The organism is Anaeromicrobium sediminis, assembly GCF_002270055.1.
Classification (GTDB): Bacteria; Bacillota; Clostridia; order Peptostreptococcales; family Thermotaleaceae; genus Anaeromicrobium; species Anaeromicrobium sediminis.
In genome coordinates this window covers 1-21,897 of the sequence record NZ_NIBG01000016.1, presented here as the reverse complement: position 1 = coordinate 21,897, position 21,897 = coordinate 1, and the positions used below count along the sequence as shown (strand labels likewise).

The 21,897-nt window shown below is 32.4% G+C and carries 22 protein-coding genes; 10 read left to right on the top strand and 12 right to left on the bottom strand.

Translation table 11 applies throughout. The annotated features are described in order from the left end of the window. Positions 1-69: 69 nt before the first annotated feature. A complete protein-coding gene (locus CCE28_RS15555; protein WP_095134653.1) occupies positions 70-1,605 on the bottom strand; it encodes a multicopper oxidase family protein in 1,536 nt (511 codons plus the stop codon). Between the two features lie 207 nt (positions 1,606-1,812). Between CCE28_RS15555 and CCE28_RS15550 the strand changes: the two genes are divergently transcribed. From CCE28_RS15550 to CCE28_RS15540, 3 genes are all read left to right on the top strand, one after another. Beyond that, entirely contained in the window at positions 1,813-3,372 is a 1,560-nt protein-coding gene (locus tag CCE28_RS15550; protein WP_095134652.1) for a Spy/CpxP family protein refolding chaperone, read from the top strand. 218 nt (positions 3,373-3,590) lie between these two features. After that, positions 3,591-4,268: a response regulator transcription factor gene (locus tag CCE28_RS15545; protein ID WP_095134651.1), complete on the top strand. Its 678-nt coding sequence runs from the start codon at positions 3,591-3,593 to the stop codon at positions 4,266-4,268. 23 nt (positions 4,269-4,291) lie between these two features. Beyond that, the gene (locus tag CCE28_RS15540; protein WP_176461864.1) at positions 4,292-5,716 is read left to right on the top strand and encodes a sensor histidine kinase; all 1,425 of its coding nucleotides are present in this window, start codon (positions 4,292-4,294) and stop codon (positions 5,714-5,716) included. A 110-nt stretch (positions 5,717-5,826) separates the two neighbouring features. Here the strand turns inward: CCE28_RS15540 and CCE28_RS15535 are convergent, their stop codons facing one another. Next, positions 5,827-6,015, bottom strand: a complete 189-nt coding sequence (locus CCE28_RS15535; protein ID WP_095134649.1) for a hypothetical protein — start codon at positions 6,013-6,015, stop codon at positions 5,827-5,829. A 179-nt stretch (positions 6,016-6,194) separates the two neighbouring features. Between CCE28_RS15535 and CCE28_RS15530 the strand changes: the two genes are divergently transcribed. Beyond that, positions 6,195-7,517: an FAD-binding oxidoreductase gene (locus CCE28_RS15530; RefSeq protein WP_095134648.1), complete on the top strand. Its 1,323-nt coding sequence runs from the start codon at positions 6,195-6,197 to the stop codon at positions 7,515-7,517. Positions 7,518-7,574: 57 nt separating this feature from the next. Here the strand turns inward: CCE28_RS15530 and CCE28_RS15525 are convergent, their stop codons facing one another. Continuing rightward, on the bottom strand, positions 7,575-7,895 hold the full coding sequence (locus tag CCE28_RS15525; protein WP_095134647.1) for a YddF family protein: 321 nt from the start codon (positions 7,893-7,895) through the stop codon (positions 7,575-7,577). Positions 7,896-8,132: 237 nt separating this feature from the next. Between CCE28_RS15525 and CCE28_RS15520 the strand changes: the two genes are divergently transcribed. Beyond that, complete coding sequence (locus CCE28_RS15520) at positions 8,133-8,432, top strand: hypothetical protein (RefSeq protein WP_095134646.1); 300 nt, start codon at positions 8,133-8,135, stop codon at positions 8,430-8,432. A 40-nt stretch (positions 8,433-8,472) separates the two neighbouring features. On the opposite strand, the gene CCE28_RS15515 is transcribed toward CCE28_RS15520, so the two are convergent. From CCE28_RS15515 to CCE28_RS15490, 6 genes are all read right to left on the bottom strand, one after another. Then, positions 8,473-9,174: a TVP38/TMEM64 family protein gene (locus CCE28_RS15515; protein WP_095134645.1), complete on the bottom strand. Its 702-nt coding sequence runs from the start codon at positions 9,172-9,174 to the stop codon at positions 8,473-8,475. Positions 9,175-9,445: 271 nt separating this feature from the next. Then, a complete protein-coding gene (locus CCE28_RS15510) occupies positions 9,446-10,045 on the bottom strand; it encodes a TetR/AcrR family transcriptional regulator (RefSeq protein ID WP_095134644.1) in 600 nt (199 codons plus the stop codon). A 77-nt stretch (positions 10,046-10,122) separates the two neighbouring features. Then, a complete protein-coding gene (locus tag CCE28_RS15505) occupies positions 10,123-11,202 on the bottom strand; it encodes an NADH:flavin oxidoreductase (RefSeq protein WP_095134643.1) in 1,080 nt (359 codons plus the stop codon). 69 nt (positions 11,203-11,271) lie between these two features. Next, on the bottom strand, positions 11,272-12,483 hold the full coding sequence (locus CCE28_RS15500; protein ID WP_095134642.1) for an SCP2 sterol-binding domain-containing protein: 1,212 nt from the start codon (positions 12,481-12,483) through the stop codon (positions 11,272-11,274). Positions 12,484-12,587: 104 nt separating this feature from the next. Beyond that, positions 12,588-13,157: a TetR/AcrR family transcriptional regulator gene (locus tag CCE28_RS15495; protein WP_095134641.1), complete on the bottom strand. Its 570-nt coding sequence runs from the start codon at positions 13,155-13,157 to the stop codon at positions 12,588-12,590. Between the two features lie 95 nt (positions 13,158-13,252). Then, positions 13,253-13,984: a MerR family transcriptional regulator gene (locus CCE28_RS15490; RefSeq protein WP_095134640.1), complete on the bottom strand. Its 732-nt coding sequence runs from the start codon at positions 13,982-13,984 to the stop codon at positions 13,253-13,255. 102 nt (positions 13,985-14,086) lie between these two features. On the opposite strand from CCE28_RS15490, the gene CCE28_RS15485 reads away from it, so the two are divergent. Continuing rightward, positions 14,087-15,400: an MATE family efflux transporter gene (locus tag CCE28_RS15485; protein ID WP_176461863.1), complete on the top strand. Its 1,314-nt coding sequence runs from the start codon at positions 14,087-14,089 to the stop codon at positions 15,398-15,400. A 172-nt stretch (positions 15,401-15,572) separates the two neighbouring features. On the opposite strand, the gene CCE28_RS15480 is transcribed toward CCE28_RS15485, so the two are convergent. From CCE28_RS15480 to CCE28_RS15470, 3 genes are all read right to left on the bottom strand, one after another. Next, positions 15,573-15,980 carry a secondary thiamine-phosphate synthase enzyme YjbQ gene (locus CCE28_RS15480; protein WP_095134638.1) on the bottom strand — a complete coding sequence of 136 codons (408 nt, stop codon included), beginning with the start codon at positions 15,978-15,980 and terminating at the stop codon, positions 15,573-15,575. Between the two features lie 193 nt (positions 15,981-16,173). Then, on the bottom strand, positions 16,174-17,187 hold the full coding sequence (locus CCE28_RS15475; RefSeq protein ID WP_176461862.1) for a S8 family serine peptidase: 1,014 nt from the start codon (positions 17,185-17,187) through the stop codon (positions 16,174-16,176). A gap of 333 nt (positions 17,188-17,520) precedes the next feature. Then, on the bottom strand, positions 17,521-18,474 hold the full coding sequence (locus CCE28_RS15470) for an ABC transporter substrate-binding protein (protein WP_095134636.1): 954 nt from the start codon (positions 18,472-18,474) through the stop codon (positions 17,521-17,523). A gap of 254 nt (positions 18,475-18,728) precedes the next feature. On the opposite strand from CCE28_RS15470, the gene CCE28_RS22315 reads away from it, so the two are divergent. The 4 genes from CCE28_RS22315 to CCE28_RS15455 all read left to right on the top strand — a co-directional run bounded on the left by CCE28_RS22315 (position 18,729) and on the right by CCE28_RS15455 (position 21,421). Continuing rightward, positions 18,729-18,878 (top strand): hypothetical protein, encoded by a 150-nt coding sequence (locus tag CCE28_RS22315; protein ID WP_176461861.1) that lies wholly within the window; start codon positions 18,729-18,731, stop codon positions 18,876-18,878. 88 nt (positions 18,879-18,966) lie between these two features. Next, positions 18,967-19,788, top strand: a complete 822-nt coding sequence (locus tag CCE28_RS15465; protein WP_095134635.1) for a 4Fe-4S binding protein — start codon at positions 18,967-18,969, stop codon at positions 19,786-19,788. Positions 19,789-20,060: 272 nt separating this feature from the next. Continuing rightward, the gene (locus tag CCE28_RS15460; RefSeq protein ID WP_095134634.1) at positions 20,061-20,882 is read left to right on the top strand and encodes an EFR1 family ferrodoxin; all 822 of its coding nucleotides are present in this window, start codon (positions 20,061-20,063) and stop codon (positions 20,880-20,882) included. 53 nt (positions 20,883-20,935) lie between these two features. Continuing rightward, entirely contained in the window at positions 20,936-21,421 is a 486-nt protein-coding gene (locus CCE28_RS15455) for a MarR family winged helix-turn-helix transcriptional regulator (protein WP_207652909.1), read from the top strand. Positions 21,422-21,897: the final 476 nt, after the last annotated feature.

The window sequence follows — 21,897 nt, the reverse complement described above, 5'->3', positions numbered from 1 at the left end:
ATTATCTATAAGAATAGATACAAGGGGACAGTTTGGAATAACCCCTCGTATCTTAAAAGCTTTTAAGATTCAATTTATAATTTCATAGGGTCTCATCATCTCATGGTCTTCATGTTCTAGTATATGGCAATGCCAAGGATATAAGCCTGCATATGGAACAAATCTCATAATTATTCTAGTAATTTCACCAGGATTTGCTCTTACTGTATCCTTCCATCCCCTTTCATTAAGGTCAGGTAATATTGCTGGTCCAGTAGGAAGAATCTGCCCAGTTTTATTGTAGTATTCAACATGAAAGGGTTGTCTACCTAGAATTTGAAAATTAACTAAGTGAAGGTGTATTGGATGAGTAGAGTTTGCTAAATTAATTAGATTCCAAACCTCTATACTACCCAGTCGCGGTTTAATTGTAATTGGATCATCCCATCGCTTTCCGTCAAGAAGAAGAAATGCCCTTCCAAATTTATCAGTTTCTCTTACAAGGGTAAGATTCCTTATTAATCTTGCACAGCTCTCCTTTAAAGGTATTATTGTATTTAACCTACATGGGATAATGCTAAAATCATAGCTTGAAAGTGGAAGACATACTCTAAATTGCATAATCTGGCCTTCAGTGTCCACATTAACAGGATTTCCCCTTGGATATGGTGAAGGAGCGTCATTAGTTATCACAATATTATGGCCCTTGAATTTAGAGAAATCTATTATAACATCAGCACGTTCCGCAGGAGCTAATAAAATCTGTTTCGTTATAATAGGCGTATTAAGCAAACCTCCGTCCGTTCCGATTTGATAAAAGGGCTGACCTGAAGAAAGTTTCATTCTATAGAACCTTGAGTTTGAGCCATTTATAATTCGAAATCTATACTTTCTTGGTTCAACATCTAAATATGGCCAAATCTTTCCATTAACTAATATGTTATCTCCGAAAAAATCAGGAACTACAGAAGGACAAACATTTGGTACAGGTGGCTCTGGCCCAATGGGATAATAAAGGGAGCCATCAGCATTAAAGGATCTATCTTGAATGAGCAAAAGCATTTCATAGGGTCCTTTAGGAAGATTAAGATATTCTTCTAAGGGGTCACGGATTATATATCCACCCGCTAATCCTGCATATACATTAAGACGTGTAATACCAATTGCATGGGCATGATACCATAGGGTAGTCCCACGTTGTCTATTTGGATAATCATATATTTTTCTGGTAAAAAGAGGTCCTACTTGTCTATATCCCCTAGTAAACCATGCATCTGGATATCCATCACTTTCTGGCCGTACCACTCCCCCATGAAGATGTACTACAGTTCTTACTCTAGGTTTGTTGGCTTCAGCACCATGTACTGTAGTATCAATAGGAAGCAAATGTCTTTGTGGAAGATCATTTATCCACTTAACCTTTATCCATTCCCCCCTATTAACCTCAATAGTTGGTCCCGGATAATTCCCTTCAAATCCCCATACAGTAGTTCTCGGAAGATCTCTATGGAGCTTCTGTCTACATTGCTGCATTCTTATTTGGTAATAAGGAACCCCATCCATCATGCCCTTGGGCTTTAGAGTTCTAATTACTGGCAGTTCATCTACAAATTTGGATAAAGTCATTTTTGACTGTCTCCTTTCAGATTACTATTTACATACCATAATATGAATTATTTGATTCTGTTGTGTTTAAATAAACAAAGCTATTTGAGACTACATAATATTTTTTTACAAAAAAACTCCAGTTATCACATGGTTCTCATATAACTCTTTTATAATAGCCATAAGAAAGCTAAAAAGAATAAAAATATATTTGAGGGAGGAAAAATTATGTTTAAGAAAAAATTTATTAATTCGTTGATTATTACAGGCTTGTTGTTCAGTAGTATTGGATGTTCAACCATGGAACCAGAAGCTGTTGAACCTGAGGAGCAAGCACGTGTAGAAGTACAGAAAATAGATGAAGATATGGTGAAGAAAATTAAGTCTATCTTATCCAATTATGATTTTTCGGCTTTAACTGTAGAAGAGGCTAAGGCCATTAATGAATCATTCAGAGCTGCTGGCTTTAAAGGTGGTAAAAAACTAGAGGAAGCCATTAAGTCAGCAGGTTTTGATCCAACTATAATCGGTAGATTAGATCCGCCACCTTCATCAAATAAAGATGCTAATCAACCCAAGAATAAGAATACTAACCAGCCAAAGAATAAAACAGAAAAACCTGAAAAAAATACTGAGAAAAAACCTGGTCAGCGTTATTCTGTTCAGCAGGCCATTTCAGACAATGCCCAGTTGCATACTATAGCCTTTGATGCCCTTGCATTTTTTACTGGCGAATTGGGTAGCGATTCATTCTTTCCTCCTGGGAAAGTATCAGACTTCTTTGGATTTCAATACCTTAGAGATGTAGATGCAGGAGAGCTTGGACACAACACGACTTTTGTACCACGTGTTGCTAATAATGTTCTATATATTTTAAATGATTCACAGATTGATCAGTTAAAAACCTTAGCTGTGGAACAGGAAGAGCTTCTTAAAGACTACGGGTATAGTCGTTTCCCATTGATGGAGGCATTCCGCCGACTACTTGGAGACAATATGCCGAATGAAACCACTGCTTTAAGTCTAAATGCAGTGACTGATTATTCAAGTGATTTGTATGAAATTGATGGATTACTTAGCTATAATCGAGCAAAGGTACTTGGAAATATTATCAATTCATTGGATGATGAGCAAAGAACCTATCTTGATAAAATGGCTGAGGGTAGTTCGTTGACATGGCCCACAAAACAGGATCAGATCGATAAGAGAGAAATGACTCACGAACAACACGTTTTAGTCATGACCTATGCCAGTGAGATGTTTAGCTGGTATGCAGGAGATGTTGAAAGCGATACATACTTCTGCCCTGAAAGACATGGAACTTATTTTGGTTCTTTTTATATGAAGGATATTCCGGCTATGGGTAACCCTGACTATTCTATTGGTACTAATATCACAGGTGATAGTGGTAAGGATTTTTTAAATATATTGACAGAGGAGCAGAAAAAGCTAATTACGGACTTAGTAGATATTCAAAGGGATGAACTCCTTGAAATCGTTGAAACAAGAAGAACAATAGCAAAACAATTACGCGAGTTTATGAAGGGTAACGATGTTGATGAGGAAACTGTGATCCAGCTATCTAGAAAATATGGTGAACTTGACGGTGAGATTGTGCACAGTTATGCTACTCATTTTAGTAAGGTATATAAGACTTTGACAGAGAAACAAAAGGAGCAGTTAATAAAACTTAGAAATCTGGATGATTACCAAGTTGAAGGAGCCTTCCTATACTCTGAACCTATTGAGATGCCTAATATCATTGATACAGATTTCCTCTTTAAATAAGTATCTGATAATACAATAACCCATCTTCGTAAATGAAGATGGGTTATTATTCTAGGTCATTTCTCCAATAGGAATATGGCCTAGAACGAAAGAACTTCATATTCTTAGGTTTTTATTACCTTCTTCAGATATTAAGAATGTTATAATATATCCAAAGAGTACCCCATAGGTTATTTAGGGCGATACTCCATCTACTCCATAGATTGAAAGGGGACTTTATGATGATAGGTAAAATACTCGTTGCTGATGATGAAGCCAATTACAGAAGACTTGTTAAGATGTTTCTAGAGCAGGCAAATTATGAGGTGCTCACTGTCAGTGATGGCAACGAGGTCATAGATATATTAAACCAATGTAATGATATTGATCTAGTTATCTTAGATGTTATGATGCCTAAGCTCAATGGCTGGCAAACCTGCCAAGAGATTAGAGAAAAATCCAGTATTCCCATTATAATGTTAACTGCCTTAGGGGATGTAACTAATGAGGTTCACGGTATTGAAAAGGGTGCAGATGACTATATTTCCAAACCCTTTTCACATGAAGTTCTTATTGCCCGTGTGGGTGGGTTACTACGTCGAGTACGAAGAAATGAACAAGAGCAATTCCATGATGAAGGCATGGCTTTTGAGGAATCAACAAACTCTGTTTACATTGATGACAAAAGGATTTCCTTGAGACCAAAGGAGTATGAACTTTTAATGTGTTTAGTACTTAATAAGTCCATTGTCCTTTCTCGCGAGCAGATTTTAGACAAAGTATGGGGATATAATTATTTTGGGGATCCCAGAACAGTTGATACCCACATTAAGAGCCTCCGTGCCAGATTAGGCGAGATAGGAAAACGTATTAGGACCTTGAGAAATAAAGGATATTCTTATAGAGGTGTTGACTAATGAAATCCATAACAATGAAATGGATGTTAGCCATGGTAGTTTTATTGACCCTATTAATTGGATCAATGATCTTGGTAAACTCTATTTTTCTTGAAGATTACTATATATTTAAAACCAAGGCAACTTTTGTTAAAGAATATGAGGAACTATTAGAGGAGTATCGGGGCATATCAGATCGTAAATTTCTAGATATTTTACGAAGGCGCAATTCGGATAATGGATACAAGTATCTGGTTGTTAACGAAAAGTATGATATAGTCCTTTCATCGGCACCTGAGTTTAAAGAAGGTAATAGGTTACATCTATCCAAGTTTCAAAAAGAGTTCATGAAAAAAAATGAAAAAGAGCTTACTGATGGAAAGGTATTCTATCAAGCCTTGAAACGGGATGATAGTAAACAATATGATATCACTTTAGTGGCACAGCTAAGGAAGGATCATTTTTTACTGATTGCCCAGCCTTTGCAGCAGGTTAGTGAAAATGTAGCTATTGCTAATGATTTTATCCTTATGATTGGTATAGGTATCTTAATAATAGGGGTAATCATTGCCAATTACATGTCACGAAGAATAGTAAGACCTATATTAGAGATAACGGAAATTACCAGTAAGATTGCTAATTTGGATTTTTCAGAGCGATATCATGGAACTTTAAAGGATGAAGTTGGTATACTGGGCAAAAGTATTAATAGAATATCTGAAAAGCTCCATTCCACTATTAGTGATTTAAAGCATACCAATACTGACCTTCAAAAAGAGCTACAACTACAAAAGCGGTTTTTGGCTAGTGTATCCCATGAGTTTAAAACCCCTGTAGGTTTGATCAGAGGTTATACGGAATCACTTCATCTAGGTATGGCAAAAGACAAGGAAGAGGCCCAAGAGTTCACATCAATTATCCTACAGGAAACGGATCATTTAAATCGATTGATTAGCGATATTATATTTTTGATGCATATAGATTCAGGGATATTTCAAATGAACATGAAAGGTTTTGATCTAGCCATATCTATTCAAGGGGTGGTGAATAAGTTTTCTCAAATGCCAAGTGAGAAGTCATTCGAACTTTCGGTTGAGACACCTTCTAAATTACAAGTTTGTGGTGATGAAGGGAGATTGATTCAAGTTTTGGAAAACTTAATCTCCAATGGGATACGCCATGTTAGCCCTGGTGGTATACTGCAACTTACCGCCAATCAAAAGAATAATTTAGTTAAGGTGGAAATCTATAATAGTGGCAAACAGATTCCTAAGGAACACTTACCCCATCTATTTAATGCCTTTTATAGTGCACAGGATTCTCGATCACGCAATAATAGCGGTACTGGATTGGGTCTATCAATAGTTAATAGCATAATACAAAAACATAGAGGAGAGTGCGGTGTTTTCAACAGAGCAGATGGAGTAGTGTTTTGGTTTACCCTTCCCACAAGTAATGACAAATGTTAATAGCTTAAATATGATAGGATGGTTCTAGTATATCTTAAAAGCTGTCGCCCATGCTAGGCACACTATTTAAAGGAGATTGATAATTATCAATCTCCTTTTCTGATTATTAACTATATTTCCTGTAATAATTTCTCTGTTTTTTTCTTTTCCTCAGGATTCTTAAGTGCTCCTAGTATAGTTTCAAGCTCTTTCTTTAATTCACTTTTAAAGTCATATAACTTCTTCTCTTTCCTCGCATCTAATAATTCTTTAAACTTTTGTTGGATTAAAATATCTGTTAAAGCAATTGAATCTGTCATTTAGTACCTCCTATAAATTTAAATAGTCATATACAGATTCTATGCAATATATATAAATCCTTTTGGTATGTAATGGAATTAGCATATTTCATCTATAGCAAAGAATTTTTCTTATTTGTAAACCTGTCCCATTAAAATTCATAGTATGTACTAAGAATAATTTTAGGAGGAGATATTTAATGTATATAACAGGTGGAGTTGTTTCTAAAGATAACCCTCTCTACTTGGAGGCTAGCACTGATTTTAATCTAGCTATAAAAAAATTCCCTTTTATTATAGTCTTTTGTTTTTCTGAAGATGATGTTATAAATACATTGAAATATGCAATATCAGAAGATATTCCCTTTAGAGTTAGAAATGGAAGACATGATTATGAGGGCAATTCTAACGTAAATAAAGGAATAGTAATAGATGTTAGTAATATTAATTACACTTTTATTGATGAAGTGAATAATAAGGCTAAATTTGGTGGTGGAATAACAACTGGAAAGATGTACTCTGACTTAGTTAACAAGGGTTATACTGTACCCTCTGGCACATGCCCAGATGTAGGCTTTGCCGGTCTAACTTCTTGTGGTGGGGTTGGATTTGCAGCTAGGTTGTTAGGACTTTCCTGTGATAATTTATTAGAAATAGAATTAATAAATTATAAAGGTGAGAAAATAGTTGCAAATGAATATTCCAATGATAATTTATTTTGGGCTGTAAGAGGTGGACTTGCTTCAAATTTCGGAGTAGTGGTTTCATTAACCTATAAGATCACTCCCGTATGCAATGTTTCAACTTATGTTATAACTTGGAACCCTAAATATTTTGTTGACGTATTAGATACTTGGCAAAGCTTTACACCTTATGCTGATGTGAGATTAACAACTAGTGTTGAATATAAAAAAGAATCTTCTGGTGATATTTTATTATCATCAAGTGGACAATTCTTTGGAGGAAAAGAAGAATTAGAACGTATAATAGAGCCCCTTTTAAAGGTGGCCCCAACAGAATCTGTAGAAATAGAAACTATTTCATATGAAGAAGCTTTAGAAAAATGGTCTAGTGATTGCACTGGCCCTGAGAAGTTTAAGGGAACAGGTTCTTTTATATACACACCCCTTAGTAAACGTATATTAAATTGTTTAGAAGCAGAACTAATAAGTGCCCCTAAAAATTCTACACAATTCTATGAGTTTATAGGCCTTAATGGAAATGTAAGTAAGGTTAAACCAAATGAAACTGCTTTTGTTCATAGAAATTCATTGTATCTAATAGAAATAAAATCTGCATGGGATTTAGAAATGGATAGAGAAGATAATGTTAATTGGACAAACAATGTTAAAGATTTGTTAGACTCTGTTGGAATAGGAACCTATAGGGGTTTTACTGATTTTGATATTATAGATTGGCAAAGACAATATTATGGAGATAATTATCCAAGACTTAGAGAGGTTAAAACTCAATATGACCCTCTAAATATATTTAACTTCCCACAATCAATAGAACCTCTTTAAAATTTAAAGTTAAGACAAAAACACTAACTATTTAATAGTTAGTGTTTCATTTTAACTTTATTCCAATCTTTCCATTAATTTTAATGAGTATCCTATCTTGTCTATCTCTTCTCTACTTAATACAACACCTTCTGGTGGTCTTTCATTTAATTTAATAACTACTGCCTTTTGTCCAACCGCCTGCTTAAATTGTATACGGTTCATAGGTATATGTATACCTAGTAAATCTGATAGGGCTTGAGCAGTTGATTCATGTCCTATTGCAGATATAAATCCATTTTCCTTTATAAGTTTTTTAGCATTATCTATATCTATATCACTTATCTTATATATACCGTTTGTAGTAGCAACTGTTCCATTAAATAGTCCCACTTTCATATCATTAGACCCCCTTATCACCTCTATTAATTACTTATATTTAGCTCCTCTTTCTTGCCTATAAATCTATGATACAAAATTCATTGAGATTTGTCCAAGATAATTAAGGGGCTTATGAGCTTTTACTATGCAATATATAGATTCTTTTCTTTTTTAAAAGCCATGACCTACTAGAATAATACTGCCTAAATAAGGATAATCTAGAAATAGTATTATTTATTATAGGAGGTTTTGTTTATGAACATAAAAAATATAACTTGGAAAGAAGTTTTAATAAATAAAGGTTATAATGAATCTTTAGTAAGATCATTCATAGGATTTATATCTTGGGATGAAAGTGAAATATTTTCTAAACTAGGACAAGAAATAAATGATGTATTAGGTGGATACGAAGGAAAAATAGTTGCTAAGGATACTGTATGTGCTAAATATAAAAGTAAAGGTATATTATTTTTTGATAAAGATATATCTCAAGACATTGCAGATAACGTATTTAAAGCAATCCAAGACTATGAACATAATGAAGTTTATAAATAAATTAAAAACCTCAAACTTTACCAGTTTGAGGTACTTTTTATTACTCTAATTCATACATATTTATACCTTTTTTCTTTACAACATATCTAGGTATTAAGGATATGCCCATAAATACAATAGCTCCAATAGCTAAATACATAAAAATTTTCATAGCGCTACCATCAGACCCAATGGCACCTCCCATAAACGTAAAAGCTATTATCCCCGGTATAGTGCAAATCCAGGAGACTAATATATACGAAGAGAATTGGATATTTGTTAAACCATAGGCATAGCTTTGAATCATATATGGGAATACGGGTATTAGTCTTGTGATCATCAATATTCTCCACCCTTCCTTTTTAACCCCTTCATCAATTCTCTTAAAGCTTTTATTTTCATTTGCCCACTTTGCAATCATATCTCTAGCTGCATATCTTGCAACTAAAAAGGCTGTGGCATCAGCAATAATTGCTGCTAAAGCCGTCCATAGTGTTCCCATTAATGGTCCAAAAACTAAACCTGCTAGAATCACTAATGGTGGTGCAGGCAAGAACAGTAAACATCCCACAATAAATATAAAAATATATACTATAGGCCCAAGAGGTTCAAAACTTTTAATCCAAGTCTGTAAGTTCTCTATATTATCCATACTAATATAATCATAAATACCAAAAACCTTCATTGTAATAACGCAGACTATTATTAATACACTTATAATAACTGGCTTAATCCGTTCAGAGGATAAATTTATTTTTTTCATTCATTTCTCCTTCTAAATATTCATTTTGTATGTACTATTACAAAATTATTATAAAAATGATGACACCTAATGTCTAATAGATTTTATCTATACATTACCAAGTTCTATAAGACTTTTAAATCCTTGTTAAAATCACAAGGATTTTAGATTAGGCATTGTTAATTAATTTTTTAATATGTATCTAACTCCCAGAAATAATGTCACGTATTTTTAAGTAAAAAGGACTTCTTTCTAGTTTTAATTTTTACTAGAAAAAAGTCCTTACAATTAGCTATTTCATAATTTGATTATAGATTTGTTCCACTACAGTGCTCATAGTATTATCGTCCATAGCCCTAGAATATTGTATAGCGCCCTTGTATGAAGTCAGTATCATAAGGGCCATACTTTTAGGATTGCCCTTAAATTCAAAGATGCCTTCTCCTAAACCTTCTTCAAGGATTTCACTTAAATAGTCAATCTCTCTCTCACTTAAGTCAGCCACCATCTCCTTCATAGAGTCCGGGATCACATTATATTCAGCTTGTAATGATGATATAGGGCAAATATCTCCTGTCTTAGCACAATTAAGAAGGTTATCAAATATATACTTAATCTTTTCCTGGGCAGTGTCTAGTTTATCAATCTTACTCTTTACAACCTTAGCTTTTACTTTTAACTTCTCACAAACAGCCAATCCCAAATCTTCTTTTTTAGGAAAGTGATGATGTAGAGTTGCCTTTGTAATTCCTACGGCTTCAGATAAATCTTTATAACTAAAGCTATCAAATCCATATTTCTCAATAAAATCAATAGCAATATTTACAATCTGTTCTTTTCTATTCTCCATATTAACAAGTCCTTTTCTATCATTTGCTTTATATCCTATCATACTACTAAGTAGGTCACAAGCTTTTATCTACCCTTTCTATTCAGATAGAAAAAAGAAACTAGTGTACCTATTGTATATTATTTTTTATTGAATATACAAATAGTTCCACGTGGATTAAAACATTTATTACATGATATACATTTTGACTTTTGTGTATCTCCTTCTAACCATCTTGTTACTAGCTTTGGCTCTATTATGAAAGGTCTACATAGAGCAACTGCATCAACATGTGTATTTTCAATTACCTCTTTTACCACATCTAAGTTTCTAAATCCACCTACTACAATAACTGGCGTACTTATTTCCTTAGCTATTTCATTTGCATATTCTCTGTGATAAGCCTCATCCTCTCTTGCTCTTATGGCAGGTCTCACAGCGGTATGCTTCCCAATCTTAATTCCTCCACTTACTTCAATAGCATTAAAACCTGCTTCTGAGAACATCTTTATTGCTTTTTTACTATCTTCAAAGGTAAGTCCACCTTCATCAAGGAAATCACAGGCATTTATCTTTATAAATATAGGGAAATCTTCTCCACACTTCTTCCTAATATTCTCATATGCCTCAAGTATTATTCTTGCTCTGTTTTCAATACTTCCTCCATACTCATCATTTCTTCTATTATAATAAGGAGTTAAAAATCTACTGAAGAAATATCCATGGGCTCCATGGATTTGAACCCCATCAAAACCAGCCTTTTTGGCTCTCAAAGCTCCATCTCCAAAGTCCTCAACTAATTTTTTTATTTCTTCTTTAGTTATTTCCCTTGATTTAACCCTTGATCCTTCTTCTTCAATACCCGATGGACTATATGGTTCATATCTAGGTCTACCACTTATCTGTGATCCATGATGGACTAATTGTACAACTATTTTATTGCCATTACTATGTACTAAGTCCGTTAATTTCTTTAACCCTTCTATATAGGAGTCATCATGTATTTTCATTAAAGTGTGAGTAGCAGTTCCTTCTACTACTTCTGTTAATCCTGTAATTAATAATCCTATATTACCATCACATAGTTCACTATACATATTTAAAAGCCTATCAGTCATATAACCATTTGAATCACCCATAAGTTCTGCTGTAGCTGATCTAACTATTCTGTTATTAATTTCTATACCACCTAGATTTATTTTTTCAAATACTTTCTTCATATTTCTCACTCTCCTTATTTATACGAGAAGTATATCATACTAGTAGGTAGGCAGCAAATACCTTTTTCTTTAATTAGGAAAATATTTACTAAATTCTTTTAATAACTTTGGACTTCCCTTTATTTTTATTTTACCTGTAATGATTCCAGTCATTAATCCCTTTCCCGTAGATAAGAACTCTACCCATTTTCTACTATCTGCGTTTAATACGAGATTAGGTTTACCTGCAAGACCATCTGTTACTTTTAGCTTTCCTCTATTTATATCTACTGTAAATTGAAGATTTTCTTCTCCAGTAAAGATAAAATGATATATCACTTCTACATCCTTTGCATGATTTTTTTGAAATCCTAATTTTAATGCGTTCCTAAAATATTGTACATTTCTCATTTCCATGCCATTACTAACATATTTTTTCCTTTTCTTTTCTAGTTTATCAACATAATAATCGCTGTCACTTCCCTTTAGCACATAGATATTCTCTTCCTTTTCCTTAAACGGCTTCACATATGTGTCATAATAAGCCTTCCTGTCTTTTTTAAAGTTCTCCACTTCTCCTTTTGCAGCTGGACAGACAGCTACACAATAAGAACAACGATAGTTAGGCCCAGAATACACACTTTGCCATATGGCAGATTTTTCAGCAGAATTAATTTTGTCTAACTTCTTGTTCCCAGATTCAAGCCTGTTTGTTAAATCTAAAAAACCATTTCTCATATCCCTATAGTTATGTGTATAGCATCCCGTAAAGTTAAAACCATCTTCACTAATACTTCCCGTTGGACAAACTGTTTTACATAGGTTACAGTTTATACATGGATTTTCCTCTATTTCCTTATCGTATTTATCAGGCTCATAATCAATTAAAATTGTATTTAATATAATATTAGGTCCATAAATTTCATGGATCACTAGAGTATTTAAACCCATCTTTCCAATACCAGCCTTAACTGCCACTTCCTTATGGGATATTAACCAGGCGTTTGGTCTACTTATATCTGTCTCCATGGGAAAGTCTGCAACGGCTGCTACTACTTCCATCCCCTTTTTTATTAATTCATTCTCTAAGTCATAAGTAACTTTATGAAGCTTTTTAATGGCATAATGATATTCATTGTTAGATACGGATCTATGTTGGCTTTTTATTGCATTTGGATTATGCTTTACAGCAATAGATATTAATGCCCTTGTTTTAGGAAATATCTCTTTGATTTTATTTATCTCCTCATCTTTAAAACTTTCTAAACTGACTATTCCCACGTCAGTAGCTCCACAGCTCATGGCTAAATCTTTTATTTCTTTATTTGTTAATTTAATAGTAGTAATTTTAACCCACTCCTCTTTTTTGATGACCGTTCGTCATATTTTTATTTAAAAATAAAAGACTATATTAATAAGCCTTTTAAATACCTTATAAAATTCTCTAAATGTTTCATATCATTTGAAGTTCCAGCCCTCATTAAGGCTCCTTGCCACGTGTACATTATAAGTTCTGAAATGTATTCTGTCTCATTAGGATCCCTATTAGTATTTTCTAACAGACATTGTTCTACTTTACCTTTCATCCTTTCATGTAAATTATTTAGTACGGATACTATGGCTTCATCTGCTCCATTAAGTTCTAAGGATAACTTACCAATAAAACAACCATACTCTAATTTTTTATCAGTAATGTCTTTTATCATACTTTCAAAGGCTTTTACTACCCTTTCCTCTGATGATAATTCCTTATTCCTTAGGATTGCATAATAACTTTCATCTAAATAGTTATAAAACAACTCTAAAGCCTTTATAGTATAGTCAACTTTATTTTCATAATAGTTATAAAAAGAACCCTTTGGTATTCCTAGTTCATCTGTTATATCCTTAATACTAGTACCATGGAATCCATTTTTATGCATAACCTTTATAGATTTAACTAAATATTCTTTGGCTTTCATCTCTCTTTTATTCATGATTCAATTTTATGACCATTCGTCATATTTGTCAAGTATGCATATTAATTTTTTTATTTATTTGTAATTTCATTAAGTTAATAATAGGTACAACCCTAGTCATTATTATCTTTTACAGCTACATACAATTCTATATAGTCAAAATCATTGAAAAAAACCTGTTTAATGTCATGGATTTCAACAATTTCTCCAATTATCCTTAGATTATTTTTCTCTGCGAAACTATTAATCAAATCAACAGGATAACCACTATCAACCAACTCTTCTCGAGGATAAAAGAAATGTATAAAGGTATTATGTGAATAAACAAAATCTTCATTTTCAAAAGCTTCAATATGAACATTATAGCCCTCTAAGGTTTTTGTTTCGAAATTCGTTATAAATAATTGCTTGTCCTGCATAAGTTTTGAAGCTGAGAAGTTTGAAGGAGCGTTTGTATCAACCTTCTTCATCTTAAATATCTTTTTCACAAGTTCTAAGTTTGTTTCTCTTGAAGTTGGCATTTCATTAGCTTCTTTTAACACATTTCTTTGGTAGATTAGTTTTTCAATTTCATCGTCTAACAGCTTAATATGATTATCAATAATATCCTTTTTATCATGAATATCTTCTCTTTTAAGAAGCTCCTTAATTTCTGATATACTGAATCCCAAGTCTCTGAAAAAATTGATTTTAAATATTTTAAAGTAGTCTTGGTCTGTAAATACGTTATAGTTATTATCATCCTTTTTAATATGAAGCAGACCTTTTTTCTGCCAATGTCTGATAGTATCTTTACTAATTCCTATAAAATTACTTACTTGACCCATTCTATATCTGTTATTCATACGTCCATATCACCCTCCTAGAAATATTTTAACAGATTTTTTTCATTTTATGTTGACTGTTGACCTGGTCTACACCTTAGAATCTATCTTGAGGTGATGAAAGTGAACAAAAAAGAATTTGTAAAAATCTATAGGGAATTCTCCCATAGGGTTATAACAACAAAGGTAATACTGTCACTTGCTTCAAGTGCTGATCACATTATAGCAGCAACATTTATTAATTCAGCAGTCCTTGCAGCTCTAACATTGATTAACCCAATATTATTTTTCATATTTGCATTTGCATTTATGTTTGCGTCCGGATTAGGCTCCTATATTGGTTTGCTTATGGGAAAAAAAGAGATTGATAAGGCTAATGAAGCTGCCAGCTTTATAATATTAATTCTTACAGCCATAGCAGGAGTATTAGCAATTTCTACCTCTCTTAATGCAAGTAAAGTTGCTAGTTTTCTGGGAGCTTCAGGTGATTATCACAGGATTGCAACTGAGTATTTGAGATATCTTTCTATTGCCTTCTTCCCTCAGATGATATCTGTAGTTTTAGATGGCCTAATTATGAATGATGGAAATCCAAAGTATAATTTTAAAGTAAATATTATAACATTGGTAATGAACTTTATCTTAAATATGATTTTCGTTGTAGTTTTCAAACAAGGAGTAATGGGCTTAGGTGTAGCAACCCTTATAAGTAACAGCTATCATCTTATTGCTGATATTTATTATCTAATATATAGATCTAAAACAATAAAAATTAGTATGCCTAAAAAGAACTATAAGGCTCTTAAGAGAGTTTTGTATAACGGAAGTAGTGACTTTTTGAGTGTCTTTATTGAATCAATAATGGTATATGTTGTTAATACATCAATATTAAAATTCTTGCCAAATGTATACCTTGAGGCATATGCAGCTTCAGCAGTGTTTACTCTATTTATTACTAAGATTTATATGGGATCACAATATGGATTGCAGCCAATATCCTCTAAGATGATGGGACAGGGAAAGTACCATGAATTGAAACAGCTTTTTGTCTTCTCTGTTAAGAGAAGTGCCCTATATGCAATTAGTTTCTATGTTACTCTAATTCCAGTTGCATGGTTTGGACTGCCATATTTCTTAGATAAACCTGAGCTTGTAAAAATTGCTTTTATCCTGTATTTAGGAGTTGGTTTTGCCATAGTATTATCAAATATAGGGATACAATCATCAGTCTTCTTTACATCAATTAATAGACCGATAGAATCATTATCTATAGCTGTAATAAGAACTTTAATTTTAATTCCTGTATTTAGTTACACTATGATTTGGATGTTTAAGTTTACAGGAATTACACTTGGATTCTTAATCCCTGAAATCTTATTAACAATAGGTTTCATTCATTACTTTAAGAGGTTAGATTTATCACAATTAAAGGTATAGATTAATAGTTTTCTTCTATTTATTTAGAAGATTCCATTTGTAGACGCCCCTGAGACAACTGTCATGAGGGGCGTTAACCTTTTATAATCTTGTTATTTTCATCTGATAATATATTTAAAATTATTAATTTAGCTTTTCAACACTGAATTCCTTATCTATAGGGAACTTAGATTTAACCTTCAATAACTTTTATATTTACTTTTCTCTTTCTAGGTCCGTCAAACTCGCAAAAATATACACTTTGCCAAGTGCCTAAAAGGGGCTTTCCTTCATTTATGATAATTGTCTTTTCTACACCCATATAAGATGATTTTAAATGAGCATGAGAATTTCCTTCAAAATGTCTATAATCTCCTTCTATAGGAAATACCTTATTAAGGGCCACTAGCATATCCCTTACCACATCTGGATCAGCATTTTCATTAATTGTAATACCTGCCGTAGTATGGGGACAATACATCACTACAATACCATTTCCAATACCTGATTTTTCTATAGCTTCATCAATTAAATATGTAATATCCACAAATCCTTGAGGCTTTTTTGTTTGAATTTCAAATTGAAATAAATTATTCTTCACTTTCTATACCTCCACTTCTATTACGGAATTAATGCTTATTCAGTATAATAATACCATTGGTATTATTATGAGTCAAAATCCCCTTTTCCAATCCACTCCATATAACCATTTCACAAAATATAATAGGAGAGTCCCAATTTTGAATATGGAATTCTCCTGTTTTCTTTTCCATTTTTGGTTGGTGGAATCATACTTAATACATTATCTTAACTTTTCTTTCCTCTTGCATCCATAGTACTGTGGCTCCATCATTTGCATATTTTAATGGGACTAAAGTTCTTCCATTCTCTATTTTAGCTGGTTCTTCCATCTTTATGACCTCACCATTTTGTTTCATTTCCATACTATCTATTTTAAATTCCAAAATTAATGATAAAGGCTGTAATGTACAAAACCCATATCCATACAACTTATCCTTTCCTTTTATGCTTAAATCCTTTACAAATTGATTTTTAAGCATATATCTCAGTATATTCACTGGTATCTTTTTACCATTATTAAAGTACTTATGCTTGCAAACTAACAAAGCTGCTATTCCTGTCACAATTGGAGTTGAGAAACTAGTTCCTGACATTAATGCGTATTCATTAGATGAAATAGAATGTGCTGCTAATACATTTTCACATACTTGACATACGTCTAAGGTACTTCCATAGGTAACCCATTTTATTTTTTCATAATCGTAATTCACACCTCCCACTGAAATAGTTTCATCAAATGCTGCTGGATACCTCTTTCCTTCACTCCCATCATTGCCACTACTACATATAATGAGAACATTATTAGCTTCCGCATACTCTATAGCTTCTTCTACTCCTCCATAATTGGCATAATGAGAATAAGAAATGTTTATTAAGTCACATCCTTCATCTACAGCATATATAATCGCCTTTGCTATTTTGTCTAAATGAGGATCACCAACACTATCTTTTATTTCTATAGATAGAAGTTCACAACTTGGAGCCACGCCTAGATCCTTTCCAGCAATTAAACTGGCTACTGCAGTGCCATGATAATTCGGTTCAACCTTATCATCTAGCATACTTTTTTCCGTGATTTTTACATCCTTAAACTGTTCATGATCTATTAGAATTCCTGTATCTATTACAGCAACCTTAACATTTTCTCCCTTAAAGCCCTGGCTCCAATATGCTTTTCTTCCACTAAGATTCAATAATTCAAATGAGTTATTATGTGGATTTTTCATCTTTTCCTCCTCTTCTATAAAGATAATCATTTTGTAGATATCTATATACCCTTATCCACTTCCATAATATTCCATAAATAACCCTTTTGTTTATGTATTAATTGTTTATATGTTAATTATTTGTGTTTTAATTCTTTTTATATTAATTTTTTTATATTTCAATTCTCAACTTTTATTTTCTTAAAAGTTCTTTTATTACCATATATGAACACTAAACATATGAACACTAAAAAAGCTCCTTTGATTAGTATGTTTGATCACTACCATAAAATCAAAGAAGCCTCTTTTTTTAAACATAAGTAATTTTCCAATGTGAACCTATAATTATTCTATTTAAATCCAAAGATTACAGTTACTTAGTGCTAAGTTAACAATATACGGACTGATAACTTGACCTAACTGAATTGGACTTTCCACAAGCCCCTGTTCAAATAATACACTAGCCGTGTGCATAACAGTTGGAAATTGGAACTGTCCCATATCATAGGGGCTAAAACCTTGTGGCATAATAAATCCTTGCACTGATCTTAACATTCTTTGTTGATGTTCCCTGGTACTTCTACCTTTTGGCATAAATCTCATAACAATATCTATTGCCTCATGTGGGTGTGCAAACGCATATCTCCATCCTCGTAAAATGGCTGCCACAACACCAGCACTTAAGGTTGGCTTACAATGAACCAATTGTTTTGTGGCTATGATCGTATCCTCAAGCATACCTACACCCACTTGTGAGAATAGGAGAATGTTTAAATCCTCTGGTCTTAATCCTTCCTTAAAAGGAGGTTGTAATTGATTGTATATGGCCACAGACCCTACATCAATTTCTTTAGTTAATAGTTCTTTTATGGACTCTTGTAAAACAAGCTCTACTTTATGTGAAAGACAGAATTTATTCAAAAAGGCAAATAGCTGTAATTCATTAACTCCACCAAGTGTTCCCATGGTTTTTCCAATCAACTCAGGAATAGTATCAATTCCCGATGATTTTAAACTAGCAATCCCTTGAGTACTACTTTGGAAAATTTGTGCTATAGAGACAATAGGTAAACCCCTTTTTTCATGGTACATAACACTACCTAATGATGAAACTCCAAAATCTGCAGAACCACATGCCACCAACTGATCTACATTAGTACCTGGAGCCCCATCAATTATTTCTGCGTCTATTCCTTCCTCAGCAAAAAATCCCTTTGCCTTTGCAACAAAAATCCCAGCAACGTTAGCATTTGGAAACCATTTCAATTTAATACGGACCCTTGTCAAATTAGATTCTTTTATATTCATTAAATATCACCCTCTTTCCACTTCCTATATGTTATTCAAGAAGAATGAATGAAGTGAATGTACATGTTTTACTTTATTCTTTCATAGTATTACTTAAAAATTTTTTAGAATTAATATTTCTTGACATTATAATCCGCGGAATATATAGTTATTATATAAGTTCCTAGAGAACATGATTTTTTTAAAGAAATATGATCCGCGGAATATATTTGCTCGGAATATATTCTTGTTATTTATGAAGGAGATGAAAAAACATGAAAAATATCAATAAAAAATTGCCGTCGAAATGTAAAAATTTAAAGGCTGCCTACTTACCAGCAACTAGATGGGGGTGTAGTTTTTGCAGTCCTACAGGAGGACATATGTGCTATCCAATATGTCTCTTAATCGGAAAAAAGAAGTAGTTATATAATCAGTTAATAGCTTATATGCAAACTTCCGTATTTGCATATCTAATATTCTAAGAGTATTTCAGAAGGGAGAATATTTATAATGAAGGTACATTTAATTTATTTTAGTCCGGGTGGCACTACTAAAAGAACAGTGCACAATATTGCACAAGGCATGGGAAATGTGGAAGTCATTGAACATGATATGTTAGTCCAAGAAAATAGAAGAAAGAAATATAATTTCAAAACTGATGATTTGGTAATCCTTGGTATGATGACAGCTACAAAGCTATTTGGTGTACCAGAAGAAATTTTTAATTCTATCCAAGGACATAATACGCCTATAGTTGGAGTAGTTTTATACGGAAATGGCTATTATGGAAAGTCCCTTATATGTATGAAAAAAGAAGTGGAATCTAGAGGTTTTAAAATGGTAGCAGCTGGTGCTTTCATAGGCCAGAGTAGTTTTGCACCTAAGATTGCAAAAGGAAGACCCGATGCAAAAGATAGAGAAATTCAGTTACAGTTTGGTAAGGATATTTATGAAAAAGTAGTTGTGAATAAAGATTTTAGTTTTAAGTCTAAATTGAAAATAAATTGGCCTAAAGATGACACCCTTACTTTTGTAAAATGTGCAATTGGATCAGCCTTACCTGGATATACTGTTAAATTGCCTTATGCTTGGAATCAACTATCACTAAATGATAATTGTATCCAATGTAAAAAATGTGAAAAACATTGTCCCGTTAATGCCATAGATATTTTTACTAAATCATTTGATCGCAAAAAATGTTTAGGTTGTGCTGGTTGTATCAGTATTTGTCCTAAGAAAGCCATTAGCCTTGCAAATCCCTCATTGGTCAATATGATGAAAAAACTAGAAACTACTCGCGCAGAAAGAAAAGAACCTAAAACATTTTTTTAACCAAAATTATTAGTGTAATATTATTTATAAAAGGTACATGAAATAACTGTTGTATAAGTTCCTATAGAACATGAGTTTTTTTGAAAAAATATATTCCACGTAATATATTTTCCAGTAAGATAGTTTAAGTATATCTTACTTAGGTAATACTAATGCCAATATAAATTAAAATCATTTGGAGATATTTCTCATATGAAATAAAGTTTATTGGTAAAGTCATTTACTTGCGTACCTAATACTCTAGGAACATTTCATAAGGAGGAATATTTATAATGAAGGTACATTTAATTTGTTTTAGTCCAGGTGGAACTACTAAAAGAACAGTGCGTAATATTGCAGAAGGCATGGGAGATGTGGAAGTCATTGAACATGATATGTTAATTCAAGAAAACAGAAAAAAGAAATACAATTTTAAAAGTGATGATTTAGTCATACTTGGTATGATGACTTCTACAAAGTTATTTGGTGTTCCAGAGGAGATTTTTAATTCAATCCAAGGACATAATACTCCTATAGTGGGAATAGTACTATATGGAAATGGCTATTATGGAAAGACCCTTATATATATGAAAAGAGAAGTAGAATCCAGAGGCTTCAAAATGGTAGGAGCAGGGGCTTTCATAGGTCAGCATACCTTTGCAGATAAGATCGCAACAGGAAGACCTGATGCAAAAGATAAAGATATTCAGTTACGGTTTGGTAAAAATATTTATGAAAAAATATTTATAAATAAAGATTTTAGTCTTAAGTCTAAATTGAAAACGGGTTGGCCTAAAAATGACACTTTCAGTTCCGTAAAGTGTGCACTTATATCAGCCTTACCTGGATATGGTGCTAAAATGCCTTATACTTGGAATGAACTATCTATAAATGATAATTGTATCAGCTGTAAAAAATGTGAAAAACATTGCCCTGTTGGTGCCATTCATATTTCTACTAGATCATTTGATCGTAAGAAGTGTTTATGTTGTTATGGTTGTGCCAATGTTTGCCCTAAAAAAGCCATTAAACTTGTCAATCCAACCTTGATAAATATAATGAAAAAAGTAGAAACTACTCGTACAGAAAGAAGAGAACCAGAAGTATTTTTATAGTAATATGGCTTTTTTAAAGGTTAAATCTGATTTAGCTTGTATTGACATCTTTGATGAAGAGTTATACTATAATAATTGAATATACAAATAGGAAAGTGTGGTTAAATATGGCAAATAAAGATTTAATAATTAATTCAGATATAGACTTAGATCAAAAAGTACTAGGTCTGCTAATATGTACTGCACAAGAGCAAACTGCGAAGATGATGCGAAGTATTAGACATATGAACTTATCATTAACACAGGTAAATATTCTACATGCATTATCCAACTCACCTTCTGGCCAGTTAACAGTTAATCAGATAAAAAGTTTTATGGTAGATGAAAGTCCAAATGTTTCTAGATCTTTAAATAAGTTGATGGAAAATGGGTATATTGTAAAAGAAAGAAGCAATGAGGATCAACGAGTTGTTTATATTACAGTCACTGACAAGGGAAGAGAAATTCATGAATCCGCAGACAAAGAGTTACTTAAACTATCTCTTAATTTGTCTCAAGGGGAATTAGAAAAAATGTATGAATTACTAACAAAAATCTAATCTGTGTAAAGCATTTATAAATAGGCTCAATGAAAGAGTCCTCAATAAAATTCCTTAACAAAAATAAACTTATTCCCAAATTTATTAGTTTCTAGACGATTGTGTAAATAACTTTGTTCTTTAAGATAAGTACTAATCAAATCTCACAATCATTAATTCAATGGTAGTTTGTAATTGTTCATAATACACAGTTTAAGACTAAAACAAAAAGGCTGTAAGTTGAGCTAGCTCAACTTACAGCCTTTAATCTTCTCACACTGAAAAATTATATATTTCTCATCAATAAAATCAATGAATCTTCATCTATTAATGCAATATAAATTCATCTTATTGTCCTTTTCTTATTTTATTGTAGTAAGTATATTAGCAATCCAATTGAAATTTTATGTGATTTTTTATTTTTACATAAACTTTCTCAGCAATGCTAATTATATATCAATTTTTAAATAATAAAAAAGACAAAGGATAAAAATCCT